This is a genomic window from Asticcacaulis sp. (assembly GCF_047605585.1).
Taxonomy (GTDB): domain Bacteria; phylum Pseudomonadota; class Alphaproteobacteria; order Caulobacterales; family Caulobacteraceae; genus Asticcacaulis.
This window is the reverse complement of sequence record NZ_JASGFK010000002.1, coordinates 505591-529271: the sequence shown is the minus strand read 5'-3', so window position 1 is coordinate 529271 and position 23681 is coordinate 505591. Positions and strand designations below refer to the sequence as shown.

Here is a 23681-nt window from a genome sequence, read left to right as displayed (position 1 = left end):
GATCAGTCAGGCCGGCTTTTTTGTTGTTTGAATATAACGAACTACCCTTTAGCAGCTGCCAGCGCCGCCAGCTGAATGGCGGACAGGCTGCTGATCTGGGTCGAGGTCAGGTAGCTGATCTGCAGAGGTGTCAGGGATTCAATCTGGGTCGTATTCAGGCTGGACAGGAAGGTGGTCCCCAGAGAGGCCATGGTCGTGGTCGTCAGGCCACTGATCTGGACACCGGTCACGGCAGCCATTTCCGACGGTGACAGATTATCGAGCTGCGTCACGGTCAGAGCGCTGAACTGCGTAGACGAAATCGCCTTGAACTGGGTGACGGTAAGAGCCGCGATCTCGCTGGTCGTGAAGCTGGATATCTGTGTCGTCGACAGGCTGCTGACCTGAGTGGTGGTCAGGGCGCCAATCTGGGCGGTGGTCATGGCGCGCAGTTGCATGCGCACCAAGCCAGCCAGTTGGGTAGTCGTCAGCGAGGCGATCTCCGTGGTGCTGAGCGCGGTGATATCCGTTGCCGACAGCGAACCGATCTGGGTGGCGGTCAGACCGGCCAGCTGCGTCAGCGTCAGGGCCTCGATCTGTGTCTCGGTCATACCGCTGATGGCATCGGTGGACAGGGCGCCGATCTGGGTGGAACTAAACGCTGCCAGCTGATCCAGCGACATCGCCGCCATTTCAGTCGAGGTCATACCGCTGATGCCAGTATTGGAAAGAGAGGCGATCTGGGTTGTGGTGATCGAGCCAATATGCGCTTCCAGTAGAGTCGCCACCCCTGTGCCCGACAGTGAACCGAACTGATCCATGGTCAACTGCGATATCTGGGTATCGGTCAGGGCGTTGATGACGGTCGTGGACAGTGCGCCCATCTGGGTCGCCGTCAGACCGGAAATCTGCGTCGTCGTCAGGGCGGCCGTCTGGGTCGAGGTCAAGCCAAGCATTCCGGTCGTGGACAGCGCGCCGATCTGGGTCGATGCCAGGCAGGCCAGTTGGGTCGTCGTCAGGACATTAGTCTCGGTCGAGGTCAGTCCTGACAGTTGGGTCGTCGTCAGGCTCGACAACTGGTTGGTGCTGAAGGCGGCTATATCAGTCGTCGACATCGCCCCCAGTTGGGTTGCGCTCAACCCCTTGAGCTGGGTCGTCGTCAGGGCCGAAACCTGGGCAGCGGTCAGGCCGCTGATATAGGTGGTCGCCAGCCCCGATAGCTGGGTCGAGGTAAAGCCCTTTAGTTGGGTGGTCGTCAGAGTCGCCACCAGCTCGGCCGTCAGCCCCCCCATGCCTGTGGTCGAAAGCCCGGACAATTGCGTCGAAGTCAGCGATGCCAGCTGGGTCGTCGTCAGGGCGCCGGTTTCCGTGGTCTGCAGACCAGATAGCTGGGTCGAGGTCAGTACCGACAGTTGCGTGGTCGTCAGAACTGCCATGCCGGTCGCTGGCAAGGCGCCGAGCTGACTGGAGGTCATGGCCTTGACCTGAGTGGTAGTCAAGGCCTGGAGCTGATCTGTGGTCAGGCCGCTGACCGCCGTGGTCGACAGAGCGCCGAGCTGCGTGGTCGTCATAGCCTGCAACTGGGTAGTGGTCAGCACGGCCATTTCGGTCGTAGTCAGCCCCTTGAGCTGGGTCGTCGTCAGATTGCTCACCTGCGCCGTAGTCAGGCCCTGGACCTGGGTGGTGGTCAGGTTGCCGATCTGGGTGGTGGTGAAGCTTTTCAGCTGTGTGGTCGAGAGCGCCGCGATCTGGGTGGTGCTCAGATCCGCCACATCCTCAGTCTCCATCGAAGACACTTGCGTGGTCGTCAGCGCCCCCACCTGGGTCGTGGTCAGGCTGGCGATCTGGGTTTCGTTGAAACCAGAAATAGCGTCGGCACTGATGGCGGCAACCTGTGTCGTCGCCAAGGCGCCGAGCTGGGTGGTCGTCAGAGAGCCCAATTGGGTATAGTTCAGGCCGGCCACCTGAGTCGTGTACAGACTGGCGATGGCTGAAGTCGTCAGGCCCGCAATATTATCGGCGTTTATAGCGCCGACCTGTGCCGCCGAAAGTCCGTGCAGTTGGGTCGTCGTCAGGGCACCCAGCTGCGTAGAGCTAAGCGTTGCGATCTGACTGGTGGTCAAGGAGCCCAGCTGAGTCGATGTCATCGATGCCAGCTGCGTCAGGGTCATGGACGAAATCTGATCGTCGTTCAGCCCCTGCACGCCTTCGGTCGAAATGGCGGCCAGTTGTGTGGTCGTAAAGGCCGCCAGCTGCGTATCGCTCAGCGCCTGAACCTCTGTCGAATTCAGCCCCTTGATCTGGGTCGTCGTCAGGTTGGCCAGCTGGGTTGTGGTCAGGCCCTTAATATTGTCTTCGCTGAGATAACCGATCTGGGTAGAGGTCACACCGCGCAGCTGAGTCGTCGTCAGGGCACCGACCGCCGTAGAGGTCAGGCCCTCCAGGCTGCCGGTCGCAAAAGCCGCCACCTGGGTCGAGGTCATCACGCCGAGCTGGTCAAGCGTCAGCGATTCCAGCTGGGTCGAGGTAAATCCCTTAATCTGGGTCGTCGAGAAGCTGGAAATATCCGTAGTGGAAAGCCCCGCCACCTGGGTGGTGGTCAGGCTGGAGATCAGCCCTGTGGTCAGCCCCTTAAGCTGGGTCGTGCTGAACACGGCCAGGTCAGTGACCGACAGGCCGGTAATGCCAGTGGCTGAAAGGCCCGACACCTGGGTCGAGGTCAGGGCCTGCAACTGGCTTGTGGTCAGTTCATCCAGCTGGGTCGAGGTCAGGCTGGCCAGGGCGGTGGTGCTGAGATTGCTCACCTGGGTGATGGTCAGGCTGGCGATCTGGGTCGCGTCGAGCGCATTGATGCCAGTCGCCGACAGACCGGAAATCTGCGTCGTGGTCAGGCCCGACAGCAAGGTGGTAGACAGACCGGACACCTGGGTTTCGGTCAGGGCGCCGATCTGGGTCGAGGTCAGGCTGCCCACCTGGGTGGTCGTCAGGCCGGAAATCTGGGTCGAGGTCAGACCACTGATGCCCGTGGCCGACAGGTTGGCCATCTGGGTCTTGTCGAACGCCGCCAGTTGCGTCGTGGTCAGGCTGCCTACCTCATCCGCGGAAAAGCCCTTGACCTGGGTAGTCGTCAGACCGGAAATCTGCGTGGAACTTAACCCCTTTAACTGGGTGGTCGTCAGTTCTCCAAGTTCGGTCGAAGTCATGCCCTTGAGCTGTGTCGCCGTCAGATTACCGATATCCTCGGAGGTCAGACCGCTGATGGCGGTCGAGGTCAGAACCCCGAGCTGAGTCGAGGTCAGGGCCGCCAGCTGCGTATCGGTCAGCGCATTGACGAGATTATCATTCAATCCCGCCAGCGCGGTCGTGGTCAGGGCCTGGATCTGGGTGGCGCTAAAGACCGCGATCTGGGTGGCGTTGAAGGCGGACAGCCCGGTTGAGGTCAGGCCCTTGATCTGGGTGGTGGTCAGTCCCGCCAGCACCGTGGTCGTCAGGCCTGAAACCTCGTCCTCGGTCAGGGCGGCCATCTGTACAGTGGCCAGGCCGTTCAGCTGGGTGGTGTTGAGCTGCCCGATCTGATCCGCCGTCAGACCGCCAAATCCGGTCACGGTCAGGGCGGCCAACTGGGTCTGCGTCAGGGTCTGAAGCTGAGTCGTCTGCAAGGCCCCTACTTCGGTAGAAGTCAGGGCCGCCATCTGCGCCGTGGTCAGGACAGATATTTCAGACGTGGTCAGGGCCGATATCTGATCCTCACTCAGTTGGGCGATCTGGGTCGTGGTCATCGCTTTGAACTGTGCGGTCGTCAGGCCACTCAGCTGCGTCGTGGTCAGGTTTTCGATCCCGGTCGTGCTCAAGGACGCCACCTGCTTCGTGCTCATGGCTGCCAGCTGGGTCGAAGTCAGGGCCGAAACCTGATTGCCGCTCAGACCACTGATGCCGGTCGTGGAAAACGCCGCGATCTGGGTGGTGGTCAGGCTGGATATCTGGGCATCGGTCAGGGCCGACAGCTGGGTCGCCGTCAGCGCCCCCAGCTGAGTGGCATTCAGCGCCGACAGAGCGGTCGTCGACAGGCCGGATATCTGATCGCTCGTCATGGCCGCAATCTGGCTGGTCGTGAAGACGGCCAGTTGGGTCGCGGTCAGGTTAGAAATCTGGGTGTCGCTCAGCCCGCTCATCCCCGTTTTTGAGAGAGCCGCGACCTGACTGGTGTTGAGGGCGGCGATCTGGGTATCCGTCAGCCCACCGATCGCCGTCGAGGTCAAGTTCGATATCAGGGTCGTCGTCAGGCTGCTGATCTGGGTGGTGGACAGCATCGCCACCTGGTCATCACTGAGCGCCGCAGCCTCGGTCGCCGTCAAGTTCTTGAGCTGGGTGATCGACAGGGAGGCCAGGTCGTCCGGATTGAGGTCCGATATCTGCGTTGCCGTCAGGCTGCGAATCTGCGTCGTCGACAGGCTCTGCAGAGTCGTCGTGTCAAACGCATCCAACTGCTCCGCCGTCATGCCCTTCATGGCCGTGGCGGTGATATATTTCAGCTGGGTGGTGCTCATGGCCGTCACCTGCTCGGTCGTCAGGTCCGACAGGCCGGTGGCGGTCATAGCCTTGATCTGGGTACTCGTCAGTTGCCCCATCTGGGTCGTGGTCAGACCCGACAGATTGGCCTCGCTCAATCCGGCAAAGGCGGCGGAACTGATCCCTTGCAACTGGGTGCTGGAGAGACCGGATATCTTGTCCGAGGTCAGACCGGACAGCTGTGTCGCTGTCAGCACCGCCATCTGAGTCGAGTTCAGGGCAGCGAGTTGCGTATCCGCGAGCGCGCCCACCTGTGTGGCTGACATCCCCTTGATCTGGTTGGTGGCCAGCACGGCGATCTGTGACGTCGTCAGGGACGAAATCTGGTCGTTGGTGAAAGCCGCGATCTGGGTCGAGGTCATCGCCCGCAGCAACGTGGTATTCAGGCTGGACAGCTGATCGGCCGAAAGACTGGATGCCGCCCCAGTCGCCAGGGCCGAAATCTGCTTGGTCGACATGACGTTCAGCTGGGTGGCCGTCAGGGCCGCGATCTGGGTATCCTTCAGGCCGCTCAGACCCGTTGTCGACAGCGAGGATATCTGGGTCGTGGTCAGGGCAGCCACCTGATCGGTCGTCAGCGCCTTGATCTGGACGGCGGTCAGATTGTTGAGCTGGGTGGCGCTGAAACGACCCAGGTCAGACGGATCGAGGGCCGCTATCTGGTCTGCACTGAGCGCCTTGATCTGGGTCGAGGTCAGCGAGGTCAACTGAGACGTGGTCAGGACCGTCAGATCTTCGGAAGACAGGTTGGATATCTGGGTGGCGGTCAGGCCGGCAATCTGGTTTTCCGTCAGCGACGCCAGCTGCGTATCGCTCAGTTCGTCCAGGTCCGTGGCATTCATACCGCGCAACTGCGTCGTGGTAAGCGAACGCAACGTGGTGGTCGTCAGGCTGTCAATCTGGCCATCGGTCAGCGCACTAATCTGGCTGGAGCTCAGCACATTCCAGTGGCTCGTGCTCAGGGCCGCCAGTTGGTCGGTGCTGAGCTGGGAAATTTCTGTGGTCGTCATGGCCGCGAGCAGAGTCGTCGGCATGACGGCCATCTGTGTAGTGGCCAGGCCAGTGACCTGGGCTTCGCTCAAGCCCTTGATCGCCGAAGTCGTCAGGTAACTGAACTGGGTGGTCGTCAAAGCATTCAGTTGCGTATTGGCCAGGGCCGCGACATCGGCCGAGGTCAACCCCTTGATCTGGCTCGTAGTCAGCAGCGAAATCTGCGTCAGGTTCAGGCTGGAAATCTGGTCTTCGCTCAGATAGCCCATCTGGGTAACGGTCAGGGCGCGCAGCTGAGTACTGTTCAGGCTGGCGATCTGGGTATTGGTCAGCCCCTTCACCGCGCTGGAACTTAAGGCCGCGATCTGCGTTCCGGTCATGACCGCCAGCTGGGTATCGGAAATCGTGCTGATATTGTCCTGACCTATGCCCTTGATCTGGGTCGAGGTCATGCTGCTGAGCTGGGCCGTCGAAAGCGCCTGAAGCTGCTCGGAACTCATGGCGCCCAGCCCTGTCGCTGTCAGCCCCCGCAATTGCGTGACCGTCAGGTTGCTGATCGTCGTCGTGGTCATCGAACTGATCTGCTTCGTGGTCATGCCGGCGACCTGGGTGGACGTAATGCCACTCAGTTGCGTCGTCGTGATCGCGGCCATATCATCCGCTGACAATCCTTTGATCTGGGTAACTGTCAGGGCGTTGAGCTGGGTGGAATCGAGCGCCAGGAACTGGGTCGTGCTCAGGGCCTTGAGGCTGGTTGTGCTCAGCCCCTTGATCTGATCCGTGCGCAGCAGGGTCAGCTCGGTTTCGGTCAGGCTGTAGACCTGGATTTCGGTCAGCGCACTCAACTGGGTCGACGTCAGGGCGCTCAGCTGGGAGGTGCTGAACGCGATCAGCACGGAGGTATCCAGTCCCTTAACCTGAGTGGTCGTGAAAGCCGCGATCTGGGTTTCGTTCAACGCGGCGGCCTGGGTGGCCGACAGGGCATCCAGCTGGGTTTCGACGAGCCCCTTCACCTGAGTGGAGGTGATCTGCCCGATACGGGTAACGCTGAAGCTCTCAATTTGCTCGTTGGTCAGGGAGTGGACGGCGGTGGAAGAGATCGCCACCCACTGGTTCTGACTGAGCGCATTCAAGAAGGTGGTGGTGAGTGTCCCGACCTGAGTCGATTGCAGATAGGCCGTCTGGGTCGAGGTCAGGGCGCCGATCTGGGTGGCATTGAGGCTGCTCAGCTCGTCGGCCGTCATGGCCTTGATCTGGGTGGTGGTGAAGCCACCGATCTGGGTGACCGTCAAGGCCGCAATCTGCGTATAGGTCAACGACTGCACTTCGGTAGTCGTCATGCCCTTGATCTGGGTCGAGGTCAGAGTGGCGAAATCGGTAGCATCCAGGGCACTCAGTCCGGTCGAGCCCATCCAGTTGATCTGGGTCGAGGTCAGGCCGGCCAACTGTGTCGTCGTCATCGCGTCGATAATCGTCGCCGGCAGATTCTTCATCTGGGTTGAATTGAGGGCCGACAGCTGGGTCGAGGTAAAGACAGCCAGCTGGGTCGTACTCATCACGCCCAGTTGGTCGGTATCGATGCCCTTCATCTGGGTGGTGGTCAGTACCGACAGCTGCGACGGCGACAGGACCGAAAACTGCTGGGTGGACAGCTCACCGATATCGGTGGCCGACAATCCCTGGATCTGCTGGGTCGTCAGCGCCGCGATTTCCTCGACGCCGAAGGCCTCCATCTGCGCTTCAAGCAGGACCGACAACTGCTTGCCGGTAAAGGTCATCTGGTCGGTGGTGAAGGCGGCGATCTGAGTCGTCGTCAGCGCCTTCATCTGGGTCGTCGAAATCGCCGCCAGCTGGGTGGTGTTCAGGACCTTGATGACTTCGGCCGTAAAGGCCGAGATCTGGGTGGTGGCGAGGGAGGCGATGTCCGTCGCCGTCATCGACTGCACTGTCGTTGTCGACAGTGCCGCGATCTGGCTTACGCTATATGAGGAATAGACGGAGGTGACCACGCTTTGCCTGCAGCTCTCAAATTATCAATTGAAAGGGGCAGCGCAGCCTGCAAATTCAGAAGCCAAGTGTATTTTACACCCACTCACCCGCCTTTAGCACCCGGATAACACGATCCGCGAGAAATAAGGCAAAAAAATGGCAAAATGGCTAAACGGCAGTAATAACGCAGCTTTATCAACATATTAACAGACGTTTAACGCCTTATTTCAAGGTGTAAGCAGGCTGCCAAATCCACCGCCTCCGGGCGTCTCAATGGTGACGATATCGCCAGCCGACAGTTCGCATTGCGCCCTGCCCGACAGCTCAATACGGGAACCGTCCGCCTTGACGACATATTGCCGCCCCACCGCTCCAGGTTCACCGCCTTCAAGCCCATGCGGCGCAACCTCACGCCGGGAAGCGACAAGGGTCGCTGTCAGCGGTTCCAGCGCCTCGACCGAACGCACAATGCCGTCACCGCCGTGGTGCGCGCCAACCCCACCCGAACCGCGGCGCAGGCCGAAATGGCGCAGCCGTACGGGGTAGCGCAGTTCAAGCACTTCCGGATCGGTAATGCGGGTATTGGTCATATAGGTATGAACGCCGGAGGCACCGGCGAAGCCCGCCCCAGCCCCAGCCCCGCCGCCAATGGTTTCGTAATACTGGTAGCGTGCATTGCCAAACAGGAAGTTGTTCATCGTGCCCTGCGCCGCGGCGACAACGCCCAGAGCGCCAAACAGGGCATTGCAAACAGCTTGCGACACCTCGGTATTGCCCGCCACGACCGCATGCCCGGGTGCTGGCGACAGGAAACTCCCTTCCGGCAGGATGAGGTTCAGTGGTTTCATGCAGCCTTCGTTCAGGGGAAGGTCGTCACCGACCAGGCAACGGAAAGCGAACAGCACACTGGCCCGCGTCACCGATGGCGGCGCGTTGAAATTGCCGCTGCGTGCCGCATCGGTGCCGGTGAAATCAATGATTGCCGAACGTGCGTCATGATCGACATGGATCGCGGCCCTCAGGTGAGAGCCATCGTCCATCCGGTAGTCGAAATGGCCATCCTTCAGGCGCACGATCACCCGCCGCACGCTTTCCTCGGCATTGTCGCGGACATGGCGCATATAGTCGGTCACCATCTGCCAGCCGCAGTTGTCGACCAGGTTTTTCAGTTCGCGGATACCCGCTTCATTGGCGGCGATCTGGGCCAGGATATCGGCAACATTGACGTCCGGATTGCGCGCTGGATAAGGCGCATCGGCCAACAGGGCCCGGAAGGCTGCCTCACGGAAGGTCGCGCCATCGCGGATCAGGAAGTCGTCGATCACCACCCCCTCTTCATCAAGAGTGGCGGAGTCCGGCGGCGTCGAACCCGGCGTCAGCCCGCCGATATCGGCATGGTGACCGCGGTTGCCGACGAAGAAGCGGACATGCTTTCCCGCTTCATCAAAAACAGGAGAAATCACTGTCACATCAGGTAGATGCGTGCCACCGTTAAACGGATTATTGAGGACGATCACATCTCCCGGCTTGAGGCTATCACCCCGGCTGCGGATGACCGTGCGGACACTCTCTCCCATAGCGCCGAGATGGACAGGCACATGCGGCGCATTGGCGATCAGCTGGCCTTCGGCATCGAACAAGGCGCAGGAAAAATCCAGGCGTTCCTTGATATTGACGCTGCTCGAGGTGTGGCAGAGAACCACGCCCATCTGTTCGGCAATCGCCGTGAAGCGGTTATTGAAGAGTTCCAGCTGAACGGGATCGGCCACGCTGCTGTCGCCCGCCTCCGGCCGTTCTACGTCGGTCCGGGTGAGGATCAGGACGCCAGCATCGGTGACCTCGGCCAGCCAGCCGGGCTCGACGACCGTGGTGGCGATGGCCTCGAAGATCAGCGCCGGGCCTGCGATCCTGTGACCTGGCCGCAAGCTCTCCCTATCATATACTCCAGCCTCGCGATCCGCACCGGCCGTAAAGACCGTCGCGGTTTCCACTGCCTCCGCTGCTTCTGTCGCCACCGGCAGGTTTTCGGCGGCTACCGGCGCACCCGGACAGGTCGCCTCGACCTCGACGCCCTCGATCACGATAGCGCGTCCGGCCGGGGCGAAACCAAAACGTCGCAGGTGCGCCGCCCCGAAGGCCGACCGCATATCGGTCAGAGGCGCAAAATCGACATCCAGGGCCGTATCGGAGCCCTCATAGCGCAGATGAACGGTCCGGCGCAGAGACAGCCCCGCCGATGTCTCATAGGCGCGCAAGGCATGGAAAGCCTCCACCGCCAGGCTCTGCAGGGCCTTTGCCGCCGCGGCCACGCCCGTTTCATCAAGATTGATTTCCAGTCCCCTTGACCGGAGCGCGGACTGGTCGGCCAGCCCCATGCCAAAGGCCGACAGCACGCCAGCATAAGGGGGGATCAGGATCGTGGTCATGCCAAGCGCCTCAGCCACGCGGCAGGCGTGCTGGCCACCGGCGCCACCGAAGCACTGCAGGGCGAACTCACGGGCATCATGCCCTTTTTCCAGCGATACCTGACGTACCGCCTGAGCCATGTGCGACACCGCCACCTCCAGGAACCCCTCGGCGATGGCGCGCGGTGACATATCCAAACCGGTCTCCGCCCGGATCTGTTCGGCAACGGCCATGAAGGCATCCGTCACCGCCTGCGCATCCAGAGGCAGGCTGCCCTCAGGCCCGAAAACTGCGGGGAAACGGTGCGGCAGAATCTTGCCGGTCATGACATTGGCGTCGGTCACGCTGAGCCGGCCACCGTTCCGGTAAGCCACCGGCCCCGGAAAGGCGCCGGCGCTTTCCGGCCCCACACGGAAACGGCCGGAATCGAAGCGCAGGACGGAGCCACCGCCCGCCGCCACGGTATGGATGGCCATGGATGGGCTGCTGATCGGCACACCGGCCACCACCGACTCTGTGGTGCGCTCGAAACGGCCGGCATAGAGCATCACGTCGGTGGAGGTGCCGCCCATGTCGAAGCCGATGATCCTGCCAAATCCCGCGGTTTCCGCAGTGCGGACCGCCCCCACCACGCCGCCGGCCGGGCCGGACAGGATGGCATTACGGCCCTGAAAGCTGTGCGCATCTGTCAGGCCGCCGCTCGACTGCATGAAGTGGATCGACGCCCCGTCCAGTTCGGCGGTCACCTGATCGACATAACGCCGCAGCACGGGCGACAGGTAGGCATCGACGACAGCGGTATAGGCGCGGTCGCGGAGCCCGAGGCGCGCGCCGATCTCATGACTGCAGGTGACCTGTGCGAACCCGGCCTGCCGGGCCAGATCCGCCAGTCGTTGCTCGGTTTGCGGATGCTTCCAGGCATGGATCATGGCGATGGCGACCGCCTCGAATCCTTCAGTCTTGTGCGCCTGAAGCACAGCCAGCACGGCCGCCTCATCGAAGGCCGCGATCTCGTCGCCATCGACCGACAGCCGGCCACCGACACCGATCACGGCTTCATAGAGCGGCGCCGGGCGGCGGATATCGAGGTCGAACAGCTTCGGTCGCGTCTGGTCGCCGATCAGCAAGTGATCCTCCAAGCCCGCATCGACAACAAGCAGGGTCCGGGCGCCCTTGCGTTCAAGCAACGCATTGGTGGCGACGGTAGAGCCCATCTTGACGGCCCCGATCCGATCCGCCGGCAGGCGCTCATCTGGCGACACCCCCAGGAAGGCGCGAATGCCGGCAATCGCCGCATCGCGATACCGGCCGGGATTTTCGCTGAGGAGCTTCCTTGTCGCCAGCACGCCTTCGGGAGACCGGGCCACAATATCGGTAAAGGTTCCGCCGCGATCGACCCAGAATTGCCAGCGTTCCATCCGTGCACCAATATGAGAAATTATCGATAATTTCTTTGTAAATTACGTAAATATCATTGACAAGGTTGGAAATCACGATTGAAACTTGTTTGGAGTTTTCGGGATTTCTTTTTCGGGATTTCAGGGGGGAAGCCCATGAGTAAACCTGCCCAGTCTGCGAACAAACCAATCGTTTCCTCCGCGCATCTGGCGGAAGGCGCCTCGCCCGCCCTTTCCGAACTGGAATTCAGCCTCACCCTCGCGGCCGCCGCCTTCCAGCGCTGGATGTCACGCTGCGCCACCGCCGCCGGCATTCCCCTGTCCCCAGTCGAGGTCCTGATCGTCCATACGGTCCGCCATCGCGACCGTCCGAAAAAGCTGGCCGATATCACTCTGGTGCTCGATCTGGAGGACGCGCATATCGCGACCTACGCCATTTCCAAGCTGCAAAAGGCCGGCCTGGTCGTCACCCGGCGCGAAGGCAAGGAGAAGGTAGTCGAGATCACCGAAGCGGGCCGGCGCTTTTGTCAGGCCTATCGCGATATCCGCGAACTGCTCCTGGTCGGCGCCTCGCGGTCCAGTGAACACAGCGAGGCTGCCCTGTCGGACATTGCCGCCCAGCTGCGCCTGATGTCAGGACGCTATAATCAGGCCGCGCGCGCGGCCGCGACCCTTTAGTCGCGGGGGCGCCATGCTTGTCCTCTGCGGGATCGCCATCATCGTCCTCGGTTTTACGCTTCGGGCCAATCCCTTGCTGGTCATCGCCATAGCCGCCATCGCCACTGGCCTGGCCGCCGGACTGTCGCCGGTCGATTGCGTGACAGCCCTGGGCAAGGCCTTCAAGGACAACCGCATGATGGCCATTGCCTGGTTCATGCTGCCGGTGATCGGCATCCTTGAACGCGGCGGCCTGAAGGAACGCGCGCGTCACCTGATCGCGAAGATCCAGGCCGCCACAGCCGGACGCATCCTGTTTGCCTATTTTCTGGTGCGACAAGGCACCGCCATGCTTGGCCTCATTTCGCTGGGCGGCCACGTCCAGATGGTCAGGCCCCTGATCGCGCCTATGACCGAAGCGGCGGCGGAACGTCAGGGCCCGCTTTCGGAGGAAACGCGCGAAACCCTGCGCGCCAATGCGGCGGCGGTCGACAATATCGCCGTCTGCTTCGGCGAGGATGTCTTCGTCGCCGTGGGCTCCATCCTGCTGATCCTTGGTTTCATGGCGCCCTATGGCTACAACCTGACTCCATTTAGCGTCGCCGTCTGGGCCATACCGACCGCCCTCCTCGCCCTCATCATCCACGGATTGCGGCTGTGGCGTCTCGATATCCGGCTCAAGGAGAGGCCCGACCATGGCCAATCTTGAGCTTTTATATGTCCTGCTGGGCGGGCTGTTCGCGGCCTTCGCCCTCGGCAATACCCGCAAACGGCATTTCCGCAGCGCCCTCTTCTGGGGACTTTATGCCGCTACCCTGATATTCGGCTCCATTATCCCGGATTTCGCCAATGGCCTGCTGGTCATTGGCATGGTGATCCTGGCTGCCGCCGGCCTCAAGCCCGCTCCGTCGGCCACCACTGATGACGAGGAACGGCAGCGCCAGTCGGAAAGGATTGGCAACGCGCTGTTCTGGCCGGCGCTCATCGTGCCGGTCACCACCCTGGCTGGCTCCCTGCTTATGCCGGATGGTAAGCTTTATGGCCTCAGCCTGATCGCGCCCAAGCAGGTCACCCTCACCTTCCTGGCCATCGGTTCGTTCATCGGCCTGGCACTGGCGCTGTTTGTCACGCGTTCGTCGCCCATCACGGCCTTCGGCGAAGGCCGCCGACTGGCAGACCAGGTCGGCTGGCCGATGATCCTGCCCCAGATGCTGGCGGCCCTGGGCGGCATATTCGCTCTTGCTGGCGTCGGTGACGTCATTTCCCAGTTGATTGTCAGCCGCTTCAATATCACCGCTCCATGGGAAGCCGTGATGCTCTATGCCATTGGTATGGCGCTGTTCACCATGATCATGGGCAATGCCTTCGCGGCGTTTCCGGTCATGACAGCAGGCATAGGTCTGCCGCTGATCGTCAAGCATTTCGGCGGCGACCCGCACATCATGTGCGCACTGGGCATGCTGTCCGGTTTCTGCGGCACCCTGATGACCCCCATGGCCGCCAATTTCAACCTGGTGCCCGCCGCCGTGCTGGGGCTGAAGGACCAGTACGCCGTCATCAAGGTGCAGATCCCCACCGTCCTGTGCCTGCTGGCGGGCAATATCGTTATCATGACCCTGTTTGGATTCCCGAAATGACCACCCTTGCCCTGACGCCAAACCTCGCCGGCCAGTTCGCGCGGATCGCCCTGGGGCATGTCACCCGCGAATATCCTCACAAGGCCGATCATGTGATGACCGGCCCCAATGATACCTACCGACCAAAAGACATTCACCCCGTCTTCTACGGCAGTTTCGACTGGCATTCCTGCGTCCACGGCTACTGGCTCCTCACACGGATCAGACGCCTGTTCCCCGAGATCGCCGAGGCCGGTGCGATCGCCGATCTGATCGAGCGCCAGTTCACGCCGGAAGCAATCGGCGCCGAAGTGGCCTATCTGCAGCGCCCATCGAGCCGGGGCTTCGAGCGGCCCTACGGCTGGGCCTGGCTGCTGAAGCTCGCCGCCGAACTGCACCTCGATTCCTCATCTGAGGCCACTATCTGGCGCGAAACCCTGCGCCCGCTGACCGAAGCCTTTGTCGCGCGCTTCCTGAGTTTCCTGCCGCTCCAAACATATCCGGTGCGCAGCGGGGTCCATAACAGCACGGCCTTCGCCCTGACCCTGGTGGCGGACTATGCCCATGTGACGCAACATGCCCGCCTGCTCGATCAGCTAAAGGAACGCGCAATGACCTGGCACGGACAGGATCGTAATGCGGCTGCCTGGGAGCCCTCCGGCGAGGATTTCCTGTCCCCCACTCTGAGTGCGGCCCAGGCCATGATGCGGTTACTGCCGTCGGCGGATTTCGCTCATTGGCTTCGCGCCTACCTACCCCGGCTCACGGCAAAAGAGCCTTCCGCCCTTCTGATACCGGCGCGCATTAGCGACCGCAGCGACGGCAAGATTGCCCATCTCGACGGCCTGAACCTGTCGCGCGCCTGGGCCTGGCGAGAGCTTTCCGCCCATCTGGCACCGGATGAACGCGACATCGCTCTTGAAGCGGCCAAACAACACCTCGAAGCGGCCCTTGGTCATGTCGAGGGCGACTATATGGGCGAGCACTGGCTGGCATCATTTGCCCTGCTGGCCCTGACGGCCTGAGGCCTCTGATTACGTGCGGAACCTGGCCGGACGTCGCCGCTCCAGCCACCACAGCCCGGCGGCACTCGCCAGCCAGAGCATGAACCAGATCCAGGCTGTCCCGGTCCAGGCGGGCGTCGCCCCCAGTCCGCTGCCTGATGAAACCCGCCCACCGGAAACCAGGCGCTGCGTTGCCTCACGCGACTCCATCGCCTGCACGCCGTCCAGTGCGTCCTGTGGCAGGACATAGACCGGGCACGCCGCCCCGGTCGGCGTACGCACCACATGCCATCCCGATTGTGCCGGCCAGAAGGCGGCGCAGGCCCGATCACCGCTGGCGGGATCGAGGCGCAGGGCAAGAGTATTTCCCTCCGGTGTCAGGACCGTCGCGCCGTCGACCAGACCGCACATCGTCACGCGCTGAAATTGCCGGGCCCAGCCCTCGGTCTGTGGCAGGTCGGCTTGGCGCGGCCGCGCCAGGGTCGTCACTACCTGGCTCCACAGGTCGCCATAACGGTCGCCCTGCCCTGAAAGGACCAGTCCATAGGCATCGCTTACTGTCCAGACCGCAATACGGCCGCGACCTTCGAGACGCCAGACGCCCAGGGCCTTGCCGGATTTATCCTGCGCCAACGGCACGGCATCGCCCCCCTCCACCTTGGCCAGGGCGGTCAGATCAGGCGTATCGGCACCGGCATTGAGTACGGACGGCTGACCGGGACTGCCTGGGCCACGCCGAGCCGTCACGGCATCATCGTCCACCGTTTGTAGTGGAAGTTGCAGGTCGGTACTCACAGGCGATACGGCAAGCCCCAGATCGGCCCACTGGCGCCGGGTGGCGTCAGGTACCGGCCCGGTCACCCGCAGCAGCACGCCCAGCCCGTCGCGCATGGCGACTATCAGGGCGCCGCGTTCGCCGTCGCTCAAAGCGGCCCAACTGCGTTCATCCAGAATAACAAGGTCGAGATTATGCAGGGTCGCCGCCGAAATCGGCAGAGACGCGTCGTTGATGTCGATGCCGCCGCCCAGGGTAAATTGCACATGCACAGCCATGCCGGCGTCCTCAGCCCAGCGGCGCAGGTATTTGACGTCCGGTCCCGGCGCTCCGGCCACTATCAGGACACGCGGCGCCAGATCCTGCGAGGTCCAGACCGGGACGTCGCTTTCCTGCAGCAACCGGCGCTGGGCATCGCGCACCTGCAGCTTGAAAATGGCCGGGCCGGCCATCCGGGCGGCACCGCTCAGGGAAAACTCGCCCGATCCCTTGTCCGGCAGGGCAACCGTATCAACCCGGTGGCCGGCCGGATCGACCAGTTCAGCCGTACCGGTGAGGCCGTTGACCCGACCCGTGATGTGGAAGGTCGTGCCCGGCGCCACGGCCGGTGGCACATCCAGGCGCACCACGCCCTGCGGCAACGGCGCCGCCTCGAAACTCACCGTCCGTCCGATCGTCGCCTCGCGATCCCGCGCTTCAAGCCCTTCACCGACAATATGCAGGTTCATCGCATCGGGATATTTGCGCAGTGCCGTGGCCAGGTCGGGCATGCGTTCGGCGCCGGAGGCCGGAGCTTCCGGCAAGGCGATGACATGACCGCCCATCGTATCGGCGATGCGGGCCTTGCCGGTCGCCACCACCAGCGTGCCGGTGCCAGTCGTGGCCACCGGCGGGAACAGGGTGAGATAGAGCAAACCGGCGCAGACCGGCTGCAGGATCAGCAGGACGGCCAGCCGCCATACCGGCGACCGCGTTTCGGCACGACGCTGCCGCAGGATGAGGCGCACGGAGGCTGTCACCACGGCAAGGACCAGCAGGACGGCTACGATCAGCGCTGGCGTCATTGAGCCCCTCCCTGCAGGGCATCGAGATAGCGATTACCTGCCGGATCACTGCGCGGCTGGCGGCTGGCGCCGGCCGGCGGCCGCGACAGCACGGCCCACAGCACATTACGCAGGCCTATACGGCACGTCTGGCAGTCGGGGTCCTGCCGCACGGCGTCCAGCGCGGCATAGACGGCCAGTGGGTCAAACAGGCGGTTTTCGTTCAGACGCATCCAGCCCTCAAGCGCCCCAAGGTCCGGATGGGCCTTCGGATCCGCCAGAGCCATCCACACCGTAATGACCGCACCGTCCGCGTCCGGGCGCTCGGCGAGGGCCGTCGTCCGGTCGACAAGGCCATCGCGCTTGCCGGTCATGCGGCGGCTGTCGTCGATCGGCGGCAGTTCAGGACCGACACGCGACAGGTAAATGCGCGTCGCCTGCTGGACCTCCTTGATGAAAGCCAGCGCCTTGTAAGCATGCGGCAGGGCCAGCTCCGGGTGCCCCTGACGCAGGTGAAGCTCGGATTGCCACATCTCGTCGAGTGCCTTCTTCAGGGTCGCGCGCGTCTCCGGATCGAGAAGAGTCGCCGCTTCCGCCTCGTCGTGGACGTGGCCGTACAGAGCCTCCAGCCCGTTATCGACGCCGAAACTGCCCTCCGATGATTTTTCAGACGCCTCGTCATGGTGTTCGGCAGGCGTGCCATCGGCATTCTTTTCGCCCTCGGCTTCTTCACCGAGGAATTGGCCGTAGCGCAGGCGCAGGATGCGCTGGTCGACGCCGATGGCATCCGAGCGCTTGAGGAATTCCGCCGCCGATATCTTCTTTTTATCCTTCAGCAAGGCCTCGGCATCGATAATGATCTGGCGCTCGCTGCGGAAATAGGCTGGCAGGGTCTTCTTGGCCAGGCCTTCGATGCCGGTGCTTTCATTGCCGAGATCGGACGGCCAGCGCAAGATAAGGCTGGGACTGCGCACGCTCTGCGGCGCCGGATTGCGGTTATCGCTCACGGTCAGTTGCGCCACCAGGTCATTTCCTGTGGCGAAGCCCAGCTTACCCAGATCCAGCTGAGTGGCGAAGCGTTTTTGCTTCGCGCTGCCGCTGCCGGCAATTGTCAGGTCGCGATCGACAAACTTGATATTCTCGCCCTCCCCCTGCGCCAGGGTGACATGCAGTTGTGCAACGGAGGCCACGCCATAGTCGTCACTGACCTCGAAAACCAGCGGCCACACCGTCTGGCCGGGCGTGACCAGGCTCAATGACCGGTCCGGCGTGATCACCTTGATCTGCGGTGGGGTATCCGCGATGATATCCAGCCGATGCAAGGCACCCGATTTAATGCCTTTGGCGTCGATGCGGTAAAGGGTCGACTGGTTCAGCACCAGACTGGCGGTCCAGACATCGCCGCTGCGGGTCAGGGCGATGTGCTTGCCGTCATGGAAGACCAGATCCGCCGCCGCGACCTGGGGCGCGATCTGCACACGCCAGTCGATACGCGTGCCCTGTGGTACGCGGGCGTCCAGTGTCGCCTGATTGCGGGCAGCAATGCCGGTATAGGCCGGTGGGGTCAGGACCAAGGTCTGGCTGACCAGTTGCGGCGCGCCGGATGCGCCGCCAGATGCCTTGATCGCTCTGAGGCTGGCCGGCCGGTTGAAGAGCAGCGGCGTTACGGCAAACAACACGGCCACGGCCGCCAGACCACACCAGCCGAGAACGATCGGCCGCCAGGTCCAGACCGGGCGCAGGTCGGTCTCCGCCTTGCCCAGACGGTCCTGCAGGCGGGCACGTTGCATCTGCTGGATGGGATTGAGCCCGCCCTCGCCGGCATAGAGCAGGTCGGCGCTGTCCTCCATGTCCGGCCGGCGAGCATTGAGCTCGCGCACCAGCCAGGTGCGATCGAAACCCTTTGCCCGCCACAGACTGCCCAAGCCTGCCAGCAATACAGCCACAATAGCTGCGGCCAGCGCCAGCACCGGTTTATTCAACAATACCAGGCAAAGGGCAGGCGCCAGGGCCACGGGCAGCCAGGTCAGGGCAGCATGGGCGGCGACGGCCTGCCGGACGCGAGTCAGCAAACGGGCGAGGACAGCATTCATGGCGCCACACCCCGGCGGCGCGAGGTCGCGAGCCAGCGCTCGGCCACGAACACCAGTGCGATCAGGAGGGCGAGCCACGGCTGCAGGTTCATTGCAGGAGGAACGTAGCTGGCTGCCCCGGCCAGCGGCGCGTAATCGCGCGCATCGACGCGCGATGGCGATGGTGCCGGCCCGGTCAGCACCTCACGCAGGTGCTGCGGGAAACGGGCATCGAGGAGTTGCGGCAGGCTGGCGGGTTTCAGAGGCCGGGTGAAACGCAGGGTTCGCCCCTGCCCTTCGATCAGCACGGCGCCGGAGTCATCGCGCCAGTAAGCGGTTCGGTTGCCCTCACTGGCGGCCTCTGCTGTCGTCTCGGCGGCGGTCAGTACGGTGCCACCGCGCGCCACCCAGGCCTTGACCGCTTCGGGCAACGCTCCCGGCGCCAGCCAGATCAGATATCTGGCATTGGCAGGCACTGGTTCGGATGCCGGCCCTTCGCTGAACTGGCCCTGCCAGGCAGCAGCCGTCGCGCGGAAGTAACGCACGCCCGGCTTCTGGTCCGGCGCATAGCGCACAACCAAGGCCGGTGGGGGGGTGACGGCGCGAGCGGTGGCCGGCAGGCCCCCAGATACAATTCGCCAATCCACCGCGCGTGACAGTTTCGGCCGCTCGGCATCCCCCCCCTGAAGCTGCGCAGGCACATAGACGATCAGCCTGACCTTCGCCGGCAGTTCGGCGTCGAGCTGGCGCAACAGCGAGGCCACGGGGACCAGTCCTTTCACCGCTGGCGTATCCATCTCCGGGAAGCCCGGCACCAGCCAGTGGCGGCGTCCCCGCATCTCGGTCACCTGCGCCGGATCGGCCCCCGGCACCACGGCGATATAGGGTGTCGTGTCGGCACCATTGAACAGCACGGGCCGCGCCAGGAAAAGCGCCAGTAGAGCCAGCAGCAGCAGGCGAGTTGCCAGTAGCGGCCATTCATCGAAACGCAGGCGCTGTTGCGGCTTGGGCTTTTGCCGCAACCACGCCAGGGCGGCAAAGACCGTGGGCCGCTGCTCGTCCCGCCGCGCCAGATGCAGGATCAGGGGCACGACGAGCGCGGTCAGGGCGGCCAGAGCAATGGGAAACAGCAGGCCCGGCATCAGGCGTACTCCGTCGCGTCATGCGCACCGAACAGACGGCGCAGGGGCGCATCCAGTGCCTGATCCAGCACATAATCGGTGTGGCGAATGCCCACGGCATCCAGTTGCGCATTGAGGGCGCGCTGCGCCTCTCCGAAGCGGCGCAGGAAATCAGCCCGCAAAGCCGGTCCATCGCCGAGCAGTTCCTTACCCGTCTCCGGATCCTGGAAGCGATAGCCACCCTGGAACGGAAAATCACGTTCCTCGGCGGTCAGTATCTGAATTGCAAGCACTTCGCGGCCGGCTATGGCCAGACGCTGCATCAGGTCAAGACAGGCCGGATCGAAGCAATCGCTCAGCACCACCACCAGATCCTGTTTACCGATCCGGGCCCATAAGGGCGCCAGTTGCGTGGTTTCCGGGAACTGGCCAGAAGCTGCCAGCGGATAGAGGTCCAGCAACAGTCGGTCGCGCTGTCGCCCGCCGCCCGCCGGCGGCAGGACGCGCAAGCCGCCATTGCCAAGCCCGCTGCCCAGCCCCATCCAGCCGAAGCGGTCCCCCTGGCGCAGGGCCAGTTCGGCGATGCAGACGGCCAGCCCCTTGGCGGCATCCAACCGCGACCAGCCGGGCCTTGCCGCGTCTGTTTGCGACATCGAGGCACTGGCATCGAGCAGAATCCACGCTGCCAGCGGACTTTCACGCTCGGCTTCACGCACGAAGAAGCGATCCGACCGCGCGAACAGCTTCCAGTCGATCTGGCGAAGTTCGTCGCCGGGCTCATAGGGCCGGTACTGGGCGAATTCGAGTCCCGCACCCCGGCTGTGGCTGTTATGCAGGCCGATGCCATTCCCGCCCGCGGCACGGCGCGATGTCAGCCGGAGGTTTTTCAACCGGCTGCGCACCTGCGGCGGGATGGGATCGTAGGACATGGGCGGTCTTAGCTCAGCGGCACGGCGCGCAGGATGGCGGCTATGACTTCGTCGGCGGTTTTCTGTTCGGCTTCCGCGGCGAAGGACAGCAGCAGGCGATGGCGCATGACCGGCTGCGCCAGCGCCGTAACGTCATCGCGCGTGGCTGCCAGCCTGCCTTGCAACAAGGCACGCGCCTTGGCGGCCAGAACGAGGGACTGACCCGCGCGCGGCCCGGCACCGAAACGCACATATTTATTGACCGCTTCGGGCGCGCCCTCACCCGGCCGGCTTGCGCGCACCAGACGGTTGATCCAGGCCAGCAGGTCCGGCCCCAGATGCACATCGCGCACCAGCCCCTGCAGGATCAGGGCGTCTTCGCCATTCATCACCTTCGGCACGCTGTTACCGGCATTGCCGGTGGTCTGCAGCAGTATGGCCTGTTCCTCGCTTTCGCTCGGATAGCCGACACGGATGTGCAGCAGGAAGCGATCGAGCTGGGCTTCGGGCAAGGGATAGGTGCCTGCCTGCTCAAGGGGGTTCTGCGTGGCCAGAACGAAAAAGGGTTTAGGCAGCTTGTGCGTAACCCCTGCATAGGAGACCGTCTTTTCCTGCATGGCTTCCAGCAGGGCGGCCTGGGTCTTGGGCGGCGTGCGGTTCAGTTCGTCGGCCAGCAGGAGGTTGGTGAAAACCGGGCCCGGCTGGAAACGGAACTGACGCTTGCCGGTGCCATGATCCTCTTCCAGCAGTTCGGTGCCGAGAATATCGGAGGGCATCAGGTCGGGCGTGAACTGGACGCGACGAAACTGCAGTTCCAGCGCCTCGCCCAGCGAACGGACCAGCAGGGTCTTGCCCAGTCCCGGCACGCCTTCCAGCAGGCAATGCCCGCCGGCCAGGAGGCCGATCAGCAACTGTTCGACCACATCTTCCTGGCCGACAATGGCCTGGGCTATGGCCTTGCGCAGGTGGCCCAGGCGGCCGAGCAATGTCTGAATGTCAGTCTCGGAAATGGCCATCGGTGAACTCCGTTAAGACGTAAGGGCATAAATGACGATATTGACGCCGAACTTGGTATTGTCTTCGGCCAGGAAACGCTTGTTGCGCCAGTCGTAGTCCCACTCGCAGCCATAATCCTTGTTGCTGTAGAGCAGGCCCAGGCGGCCGTCGATTTCGATTCCCTGAAGGTAATCATGGACGATGTCGTCGCCCCAGCCATTCAGTTCGAAACTCGTATTGGGCGGTCCGTCGAAGGTGAAGAAGCTTGTATAGACTGGATGGGTCTTGGGCAGCTTCTTCAGTGCCGTGCGCCCAAAGATCGACGCCATCTGCGCCTCGAACGACTTGGCGAACAGGCCGTCGATATCGTGGTTGCAATCATCGACGAGGACAAAGCCGCCGTTGCGCACATAGCGCTCGAAATTGCGCCGTTCGGCTGGATTGAATTCCACCAGCTTGTGGCCGGCCATGTAGCAGAACGGCGCGGTCAGCATCTTCGGATCGGCCAGGTCCAGCACATGTTCCTTCGGATCGACCCGCAGGGTGGTGTAGTCGATCAACGAGGTGATCAGGTTGGCCGGCATGCGCTGGTCGACATCCCAGTCGCCGGACTCATACTTCAGGCGTGTGAACCAGAAGTCATAAGGTCCCGCATCTGCCGAGGCCGGTGAGACAGGCAATAATGCGCCCCCCAGTCCACAGACCAGAAGGCGCAGGAAATCGTTGCGGCGCATCGCCTGTCCCTTGTCCCTTGAGGGATTTTCAGGAACCGGACCGGCGGTACGCGCACATCGCTTCATGGATCAGACGGCATCCGACAGTGAGGTGAACGTGAAGTCACGCAGCTTCATCGGCGGGATCATCATGACGTAGCTGGACTCATCGCCCGCCACGCGCACCGGCTTGCCCAGTTCCTCGATATTGTTGAGCATGATAACCGGCGACTCGTTGAAACGGAAGTTCTTCACCGGATACTTGATCTCGCCGTTCTCGATATAGAAGGTGCCGTCGCGGGTCAGGCCGGTGAGCAGCACGGTCTGCGGATCGACCATGCGGATATACCAGGTGCGGGTCACCAGTATGCCCTTTTGCGTCCCCTTGACCAGTTCCGATATCGACTTGGTGCCGCCGGACATGATCAGGTTACCGGAGCGCCCCTTGGCGACCTTGCCCTGCTTCTGCGCCCAGAAACGGCTATATTCCAGATTGGCAATCTTGCCGTCCTGGATCAGGGGCATAGTCTCGCGTGGCAGGCTGTCGCCATCCCATGGCAGGACGGCGGCACCCGGATGCCACGGGTCGGCAATGATGGTGACACGCGGGTCGTAGACCAGTTCGCCCAGCTTGTTGCCGCCGCCCTTCTTGGACAGGAAGCTGCGGCCCTCATCGGCCGAGCGCGCGCCAAAAAAGTTCATCATGAAGGAGATCAGACCCGAGGCCGCCACCGGCTCCAGAATGACGGTATACTTGCCCGGTTCCAGCGCCTTGGCATCGACGGAGGCCAGGGCCTTCTGTTTGGCGATTTCGATATCGTCGGACGGATTGAACTCGGTCGAATCCTGGACATTGTGGCCAACCCAGCCCGAACCACGTCCATCTTCAGTGCGGACGGTGCAGGTGTAGTCGAGGCTGGTATAGGTCTGGTAGCCGAAATTGCCCTTGGAATTGGCGATGGCGGTGAACCCCTGGCTATCGGTCTGGAAACCGGCGGCGATCAGTTTCGCGTCCTTGCATGGCTTGATCGAGGCCGCTGCCGTTTTGGCCCGATCTTCCGGCGTGATGGCGGCGGTAGCCGGGCTGAAGGTGTCGGTGGGCTTGTAGATCTGCTTGTCGACGAGGGGCACGAATTCCGGGTTTTCGGGCGCCAGCTTCGCCAGATCTTCGGCGCGGCGGACAACGCGTTCCAGGGAAGCGTCGTCGAAGGCGTTGATCGTGGCGGTACCCACGCGCTTGCCGAAGGAGACCTGCACGGCCAGCGAGGTGTCGGTGACAATGCCGCTGGTCGAAACATTGTTCAGGGCAAAGCGGATATTGCCGTCGATCGAACCGGTCAGTTGCACATCGCACTCATCGGCCGTGGACAGCTTGATGACCTTGTCGAGAATGGCCTTGGCTTGCGCTTCTGTAAGGATGCTCATTTTATATTCTCCTAATTCGCC

13 protein-coding genes are annotated in these 23681 nt (G+C 62.8%); 4 read left to right on the top strand and 9 right to left on the bottom strand.

The features are described 5' to 3' along the window. Positions 1-41: 41 nt before the first annotated feature. Both QM647_RS08280 and QM647_RS08275 read right to left on the bottom strand, forming a co-directional pair. A complete protein-coding gene (locus tag QM647_RS08280; protein ID WP_414995034.1) occupies positions 42-7475 on the bottom strand; it encodes a beta strand repeat-containing protein in 7434 nt (2477 codons plus the stop codon). Positions 7476-7754: 279 nt separating this feature from the next. Next, on the bottom strand, positions 7755-11351 hold the full coding sequence (locus QM647_RS08275) for a hydantoinase B/oxoprolinase family protein (protein WP_414995033.1): 3597 nt from the start codon (positions 11349-11351) through the stop codon (positions 7755-7757). Between the two features lie 135 nt (positions 11352-11486). On the opposite strand from QM647_RS08275, the gene QM647_RS08270 reads away from it, so the two are divergent. From QM647_RS08270 to QM647_RS08255, 4 genes are read left to right on the top strand one after another with little or no spacing between them, the layout of a single operon-like run. After that, a complete protein-coding gene (locus QM647_RS08270) occupies positions 11487-12008 on the top strand; it encodes a winged helix DNA-binding protein (RefSeq protein ID WP_414995032.1) in 522 nt (173 codons plus the stop codon). A 13-nt stretch (positions 12009-12021) separates the two neighbouring features. Then, on the top strand, positions 12022-12696 hold the full coding sequence (locus tag QM647_RS08265; protein ID WP_414995031.1) for a DUF969 domain-containing protein: 675 nt from the start codon (positions 12022-12024) through the stop codon (positions 12694-12696). Beyond that, the gene (locus QM647_RS08260) at positions 12683-13624 is read left to right on the top strand and encodes a DUF979 domain-containing protein (protein WP_414995030.1); all 942 of its coding nucleotides are present in this window, start codon (positions 12683-12685) and stop codon (positions 13622-13624) included. Before QM647_RS08265 ends, QM647_RS08260 begins: the two co-directional genes overlap by 14 nt. Then, positions 13621-14628 (top strand): DUF2891 domain-containing protein, encoded by a 1008-nt coding sequence (locus QM647_RS08255; RefSeq protein WP_414995029.1) that lies wholly within the window; start codon positions 13621-13623, stop codon positions 14626-14628. Before QM647_RS08260 ends, QM647_RS08255 begins: the two co-directional genes overlap by 4 nt. A gap of 9 nt (positions 14629-14637) precedes the next feature. Here the strand turns inward: QM647_RS08255 and QM647_RS08250 are convergent, their stop codons facing one another. The 7 genes from QM647_RS08250 to QM647_RS08220 form a co-directional block, all read right to left on the bottom strand. Beyond that, positions 14638-16446, bottom strand: a complete 1809-nt coding sequence (locus tag QM647_RS08250; protein ID WP_414995028.1) for a hypothetical protein — start codon at positions 16444-16446, stop codon at positions 14638-14640. Continuing rightward, positions 16443-18518, bottom strand: a complete 2076-nt coding sequence (locus QM647_RS08245) for a DUF4175 family protein (RefSeq protein ID WP_414995027.1) — start codon at positions 18516-18518, stop codon at positions 16443-16445. Before QM647_RS08245 ends, QM647_RS08250 begins: the two co-directional genes overlap by 4 nt. Continuing rightward, the gene (locus tag QM647_RS08240) at positions 18515-19639 is read right to left on the bottom strand and encodes a BatA domain-containing protein (RefSeq protein WP_414995026.1); all 1125 of its coding nucleotides are present in this window, start codon (positions 19637-19639) and stop codon (positions 18515-18517) included. The genes QM647_RS08245 and QM647_RS08240 overlap by 4 nt, the downstream gene beginning before the upstream one ends. Continuing rightward, entirely contained in the window at positions 19639-20547 is a 909-nt protein-coding gene (locus QM647_RS08235; RefSeq protein WP_414995025.1) for a DUF58 domain-containing protein, read from the bottom strand. Before QM647_RS08235 ends, QM647_RS08240 begins: the two co-directional genes overlap by 1 nt. Positions 20548-20555: 8 nt before the next feature. After that, complete coding sequence (locus QM647_RS08230) at positions 20556-21542, bottom strand: AAA family ATPase (protein WP_414995024.1); 987 nt, start codon at positions 21540-21542, stop codon at positions 20556-20558. Between the two features lie 12 nt (positions 21543-21554). Then, entirely contained in the window at positions 21555-22256 is a 702-nt protein-coding gene (locus tag QM647_RS08225) for a DUF4159 domain-containing protein (protein WP_414995023.1), read from the bottom strand. Between the two features lie 69 nt (positions 22257-22325). After that, the gene (locus QM647_RS08220; RefSeq protein ID WP_414995022.1) at positions 22326-23660 is read right to left on the bottom strand and encodes a TldD/PmbA family protein; all 1335 of its coding nucleotides are present in this window, start codon (positions 23658-23660) and stop codon (positions 22326-22328) included. Positions 23661-23681 lie beyond the last annotated feature (21 nt).

Excerpts from the sequence above, each read along its gene's own strand:
- QM647_RS08280 (WP_414995034.1), bottom strand. The coding sequence starts at position 7,475 with ATGACGGCGACGGACATCGCCTCCCTCGCCACCACCCAGATCTCGGCC.
- QM647_RS08275 (WP_414995033.1), bottom strand. The coding sequence starts at position 11,351 with ATGGAACGCTGGCAATTCTGGGTCGATCGCGGCGGAACCTTTACCGAT.
- QM647_RS08270 (WP_414995032.1), top strand. The coding sequence starts at position 11,487 with ATGAGTAAACCTGCCCAGTCTGCGAACAAACCAATCGTTTCCTCCGCG.
- QM647_RS08265 (WP_414995031.1), top strand. The coding sequence starts at position 12,022 with ATGCTTGTCCTCTGCGGGATCGCCATCATCGTCCTCGGTTTTACGCTT.
- QM647_RS08260 (WP_414995030.1), top strand. The coding sequence starts at position 12,683 with ATGGCCAATCTTGAGCTTTTATATGTCCTGCTGGGCGGGCTGTTCGCG.
- QM647_RS08255 (WP_414995029.1), top strand. The coding sequence starts at position 13,621 with ATGACCACCCTTGCCCTGACGCCAAACCTCGCCGGCCAGTTCGCGCGG.
- QM647_RS08250 (WP_414995028.1), bottom strand. The coding sequence starts at position 16,446 with ATGACGCCAGCGCTGATCGTAGCCGTCCTGCTGGTCCTTGCCGTGGTG.
- QM647_RS08245 (WP_414995027.1), bottom strand. The coding sequence starts at position 18,518 with ATGAATGCTGTCCTCGCCCGTTTGCTGACTCGCGTCCGGCAGGCCGTC.
- QM647_RS08240 (WP_414995026.1), bottom strand. The coding sequence starts at position 19,639 with ATGCCGGGCCTGCTGTTTCCCATTGCTCTGGCCGCCCTGACCGCGCTC.
- QM647_RS08235 (WP_414995025.1), bottom strand. The coding sequence starts at position 20,547 with ATGTCCTACGATCCCATCCCGCCGCAGGTGCGCAGCCGGTTGAAAAAC.
- QM647_RS08230 (WP_414995024.1), bottom strand. The coding sequence starts at position 21,542 with ATGGCCATTTCCGAGACTGACATTCAGACATTGCTCGGCCGCCTGGGC.
- QM647_RS08225 (WP_414995023.1), bottom strand. The coding sequence starts at position 22,256 with ATGCGCCGCAACGATTTCCTGCGCCTTCTGGTCTGTGGACTGGGGGGC.
- QM647_RS08220 (WP_414995022.1), bottom strand. The coding sequence starts at position 23,660 with ATGAGCATCCTTACAGAAGCGCAAGCCAAGGCCATTCTCGACAAGGTC.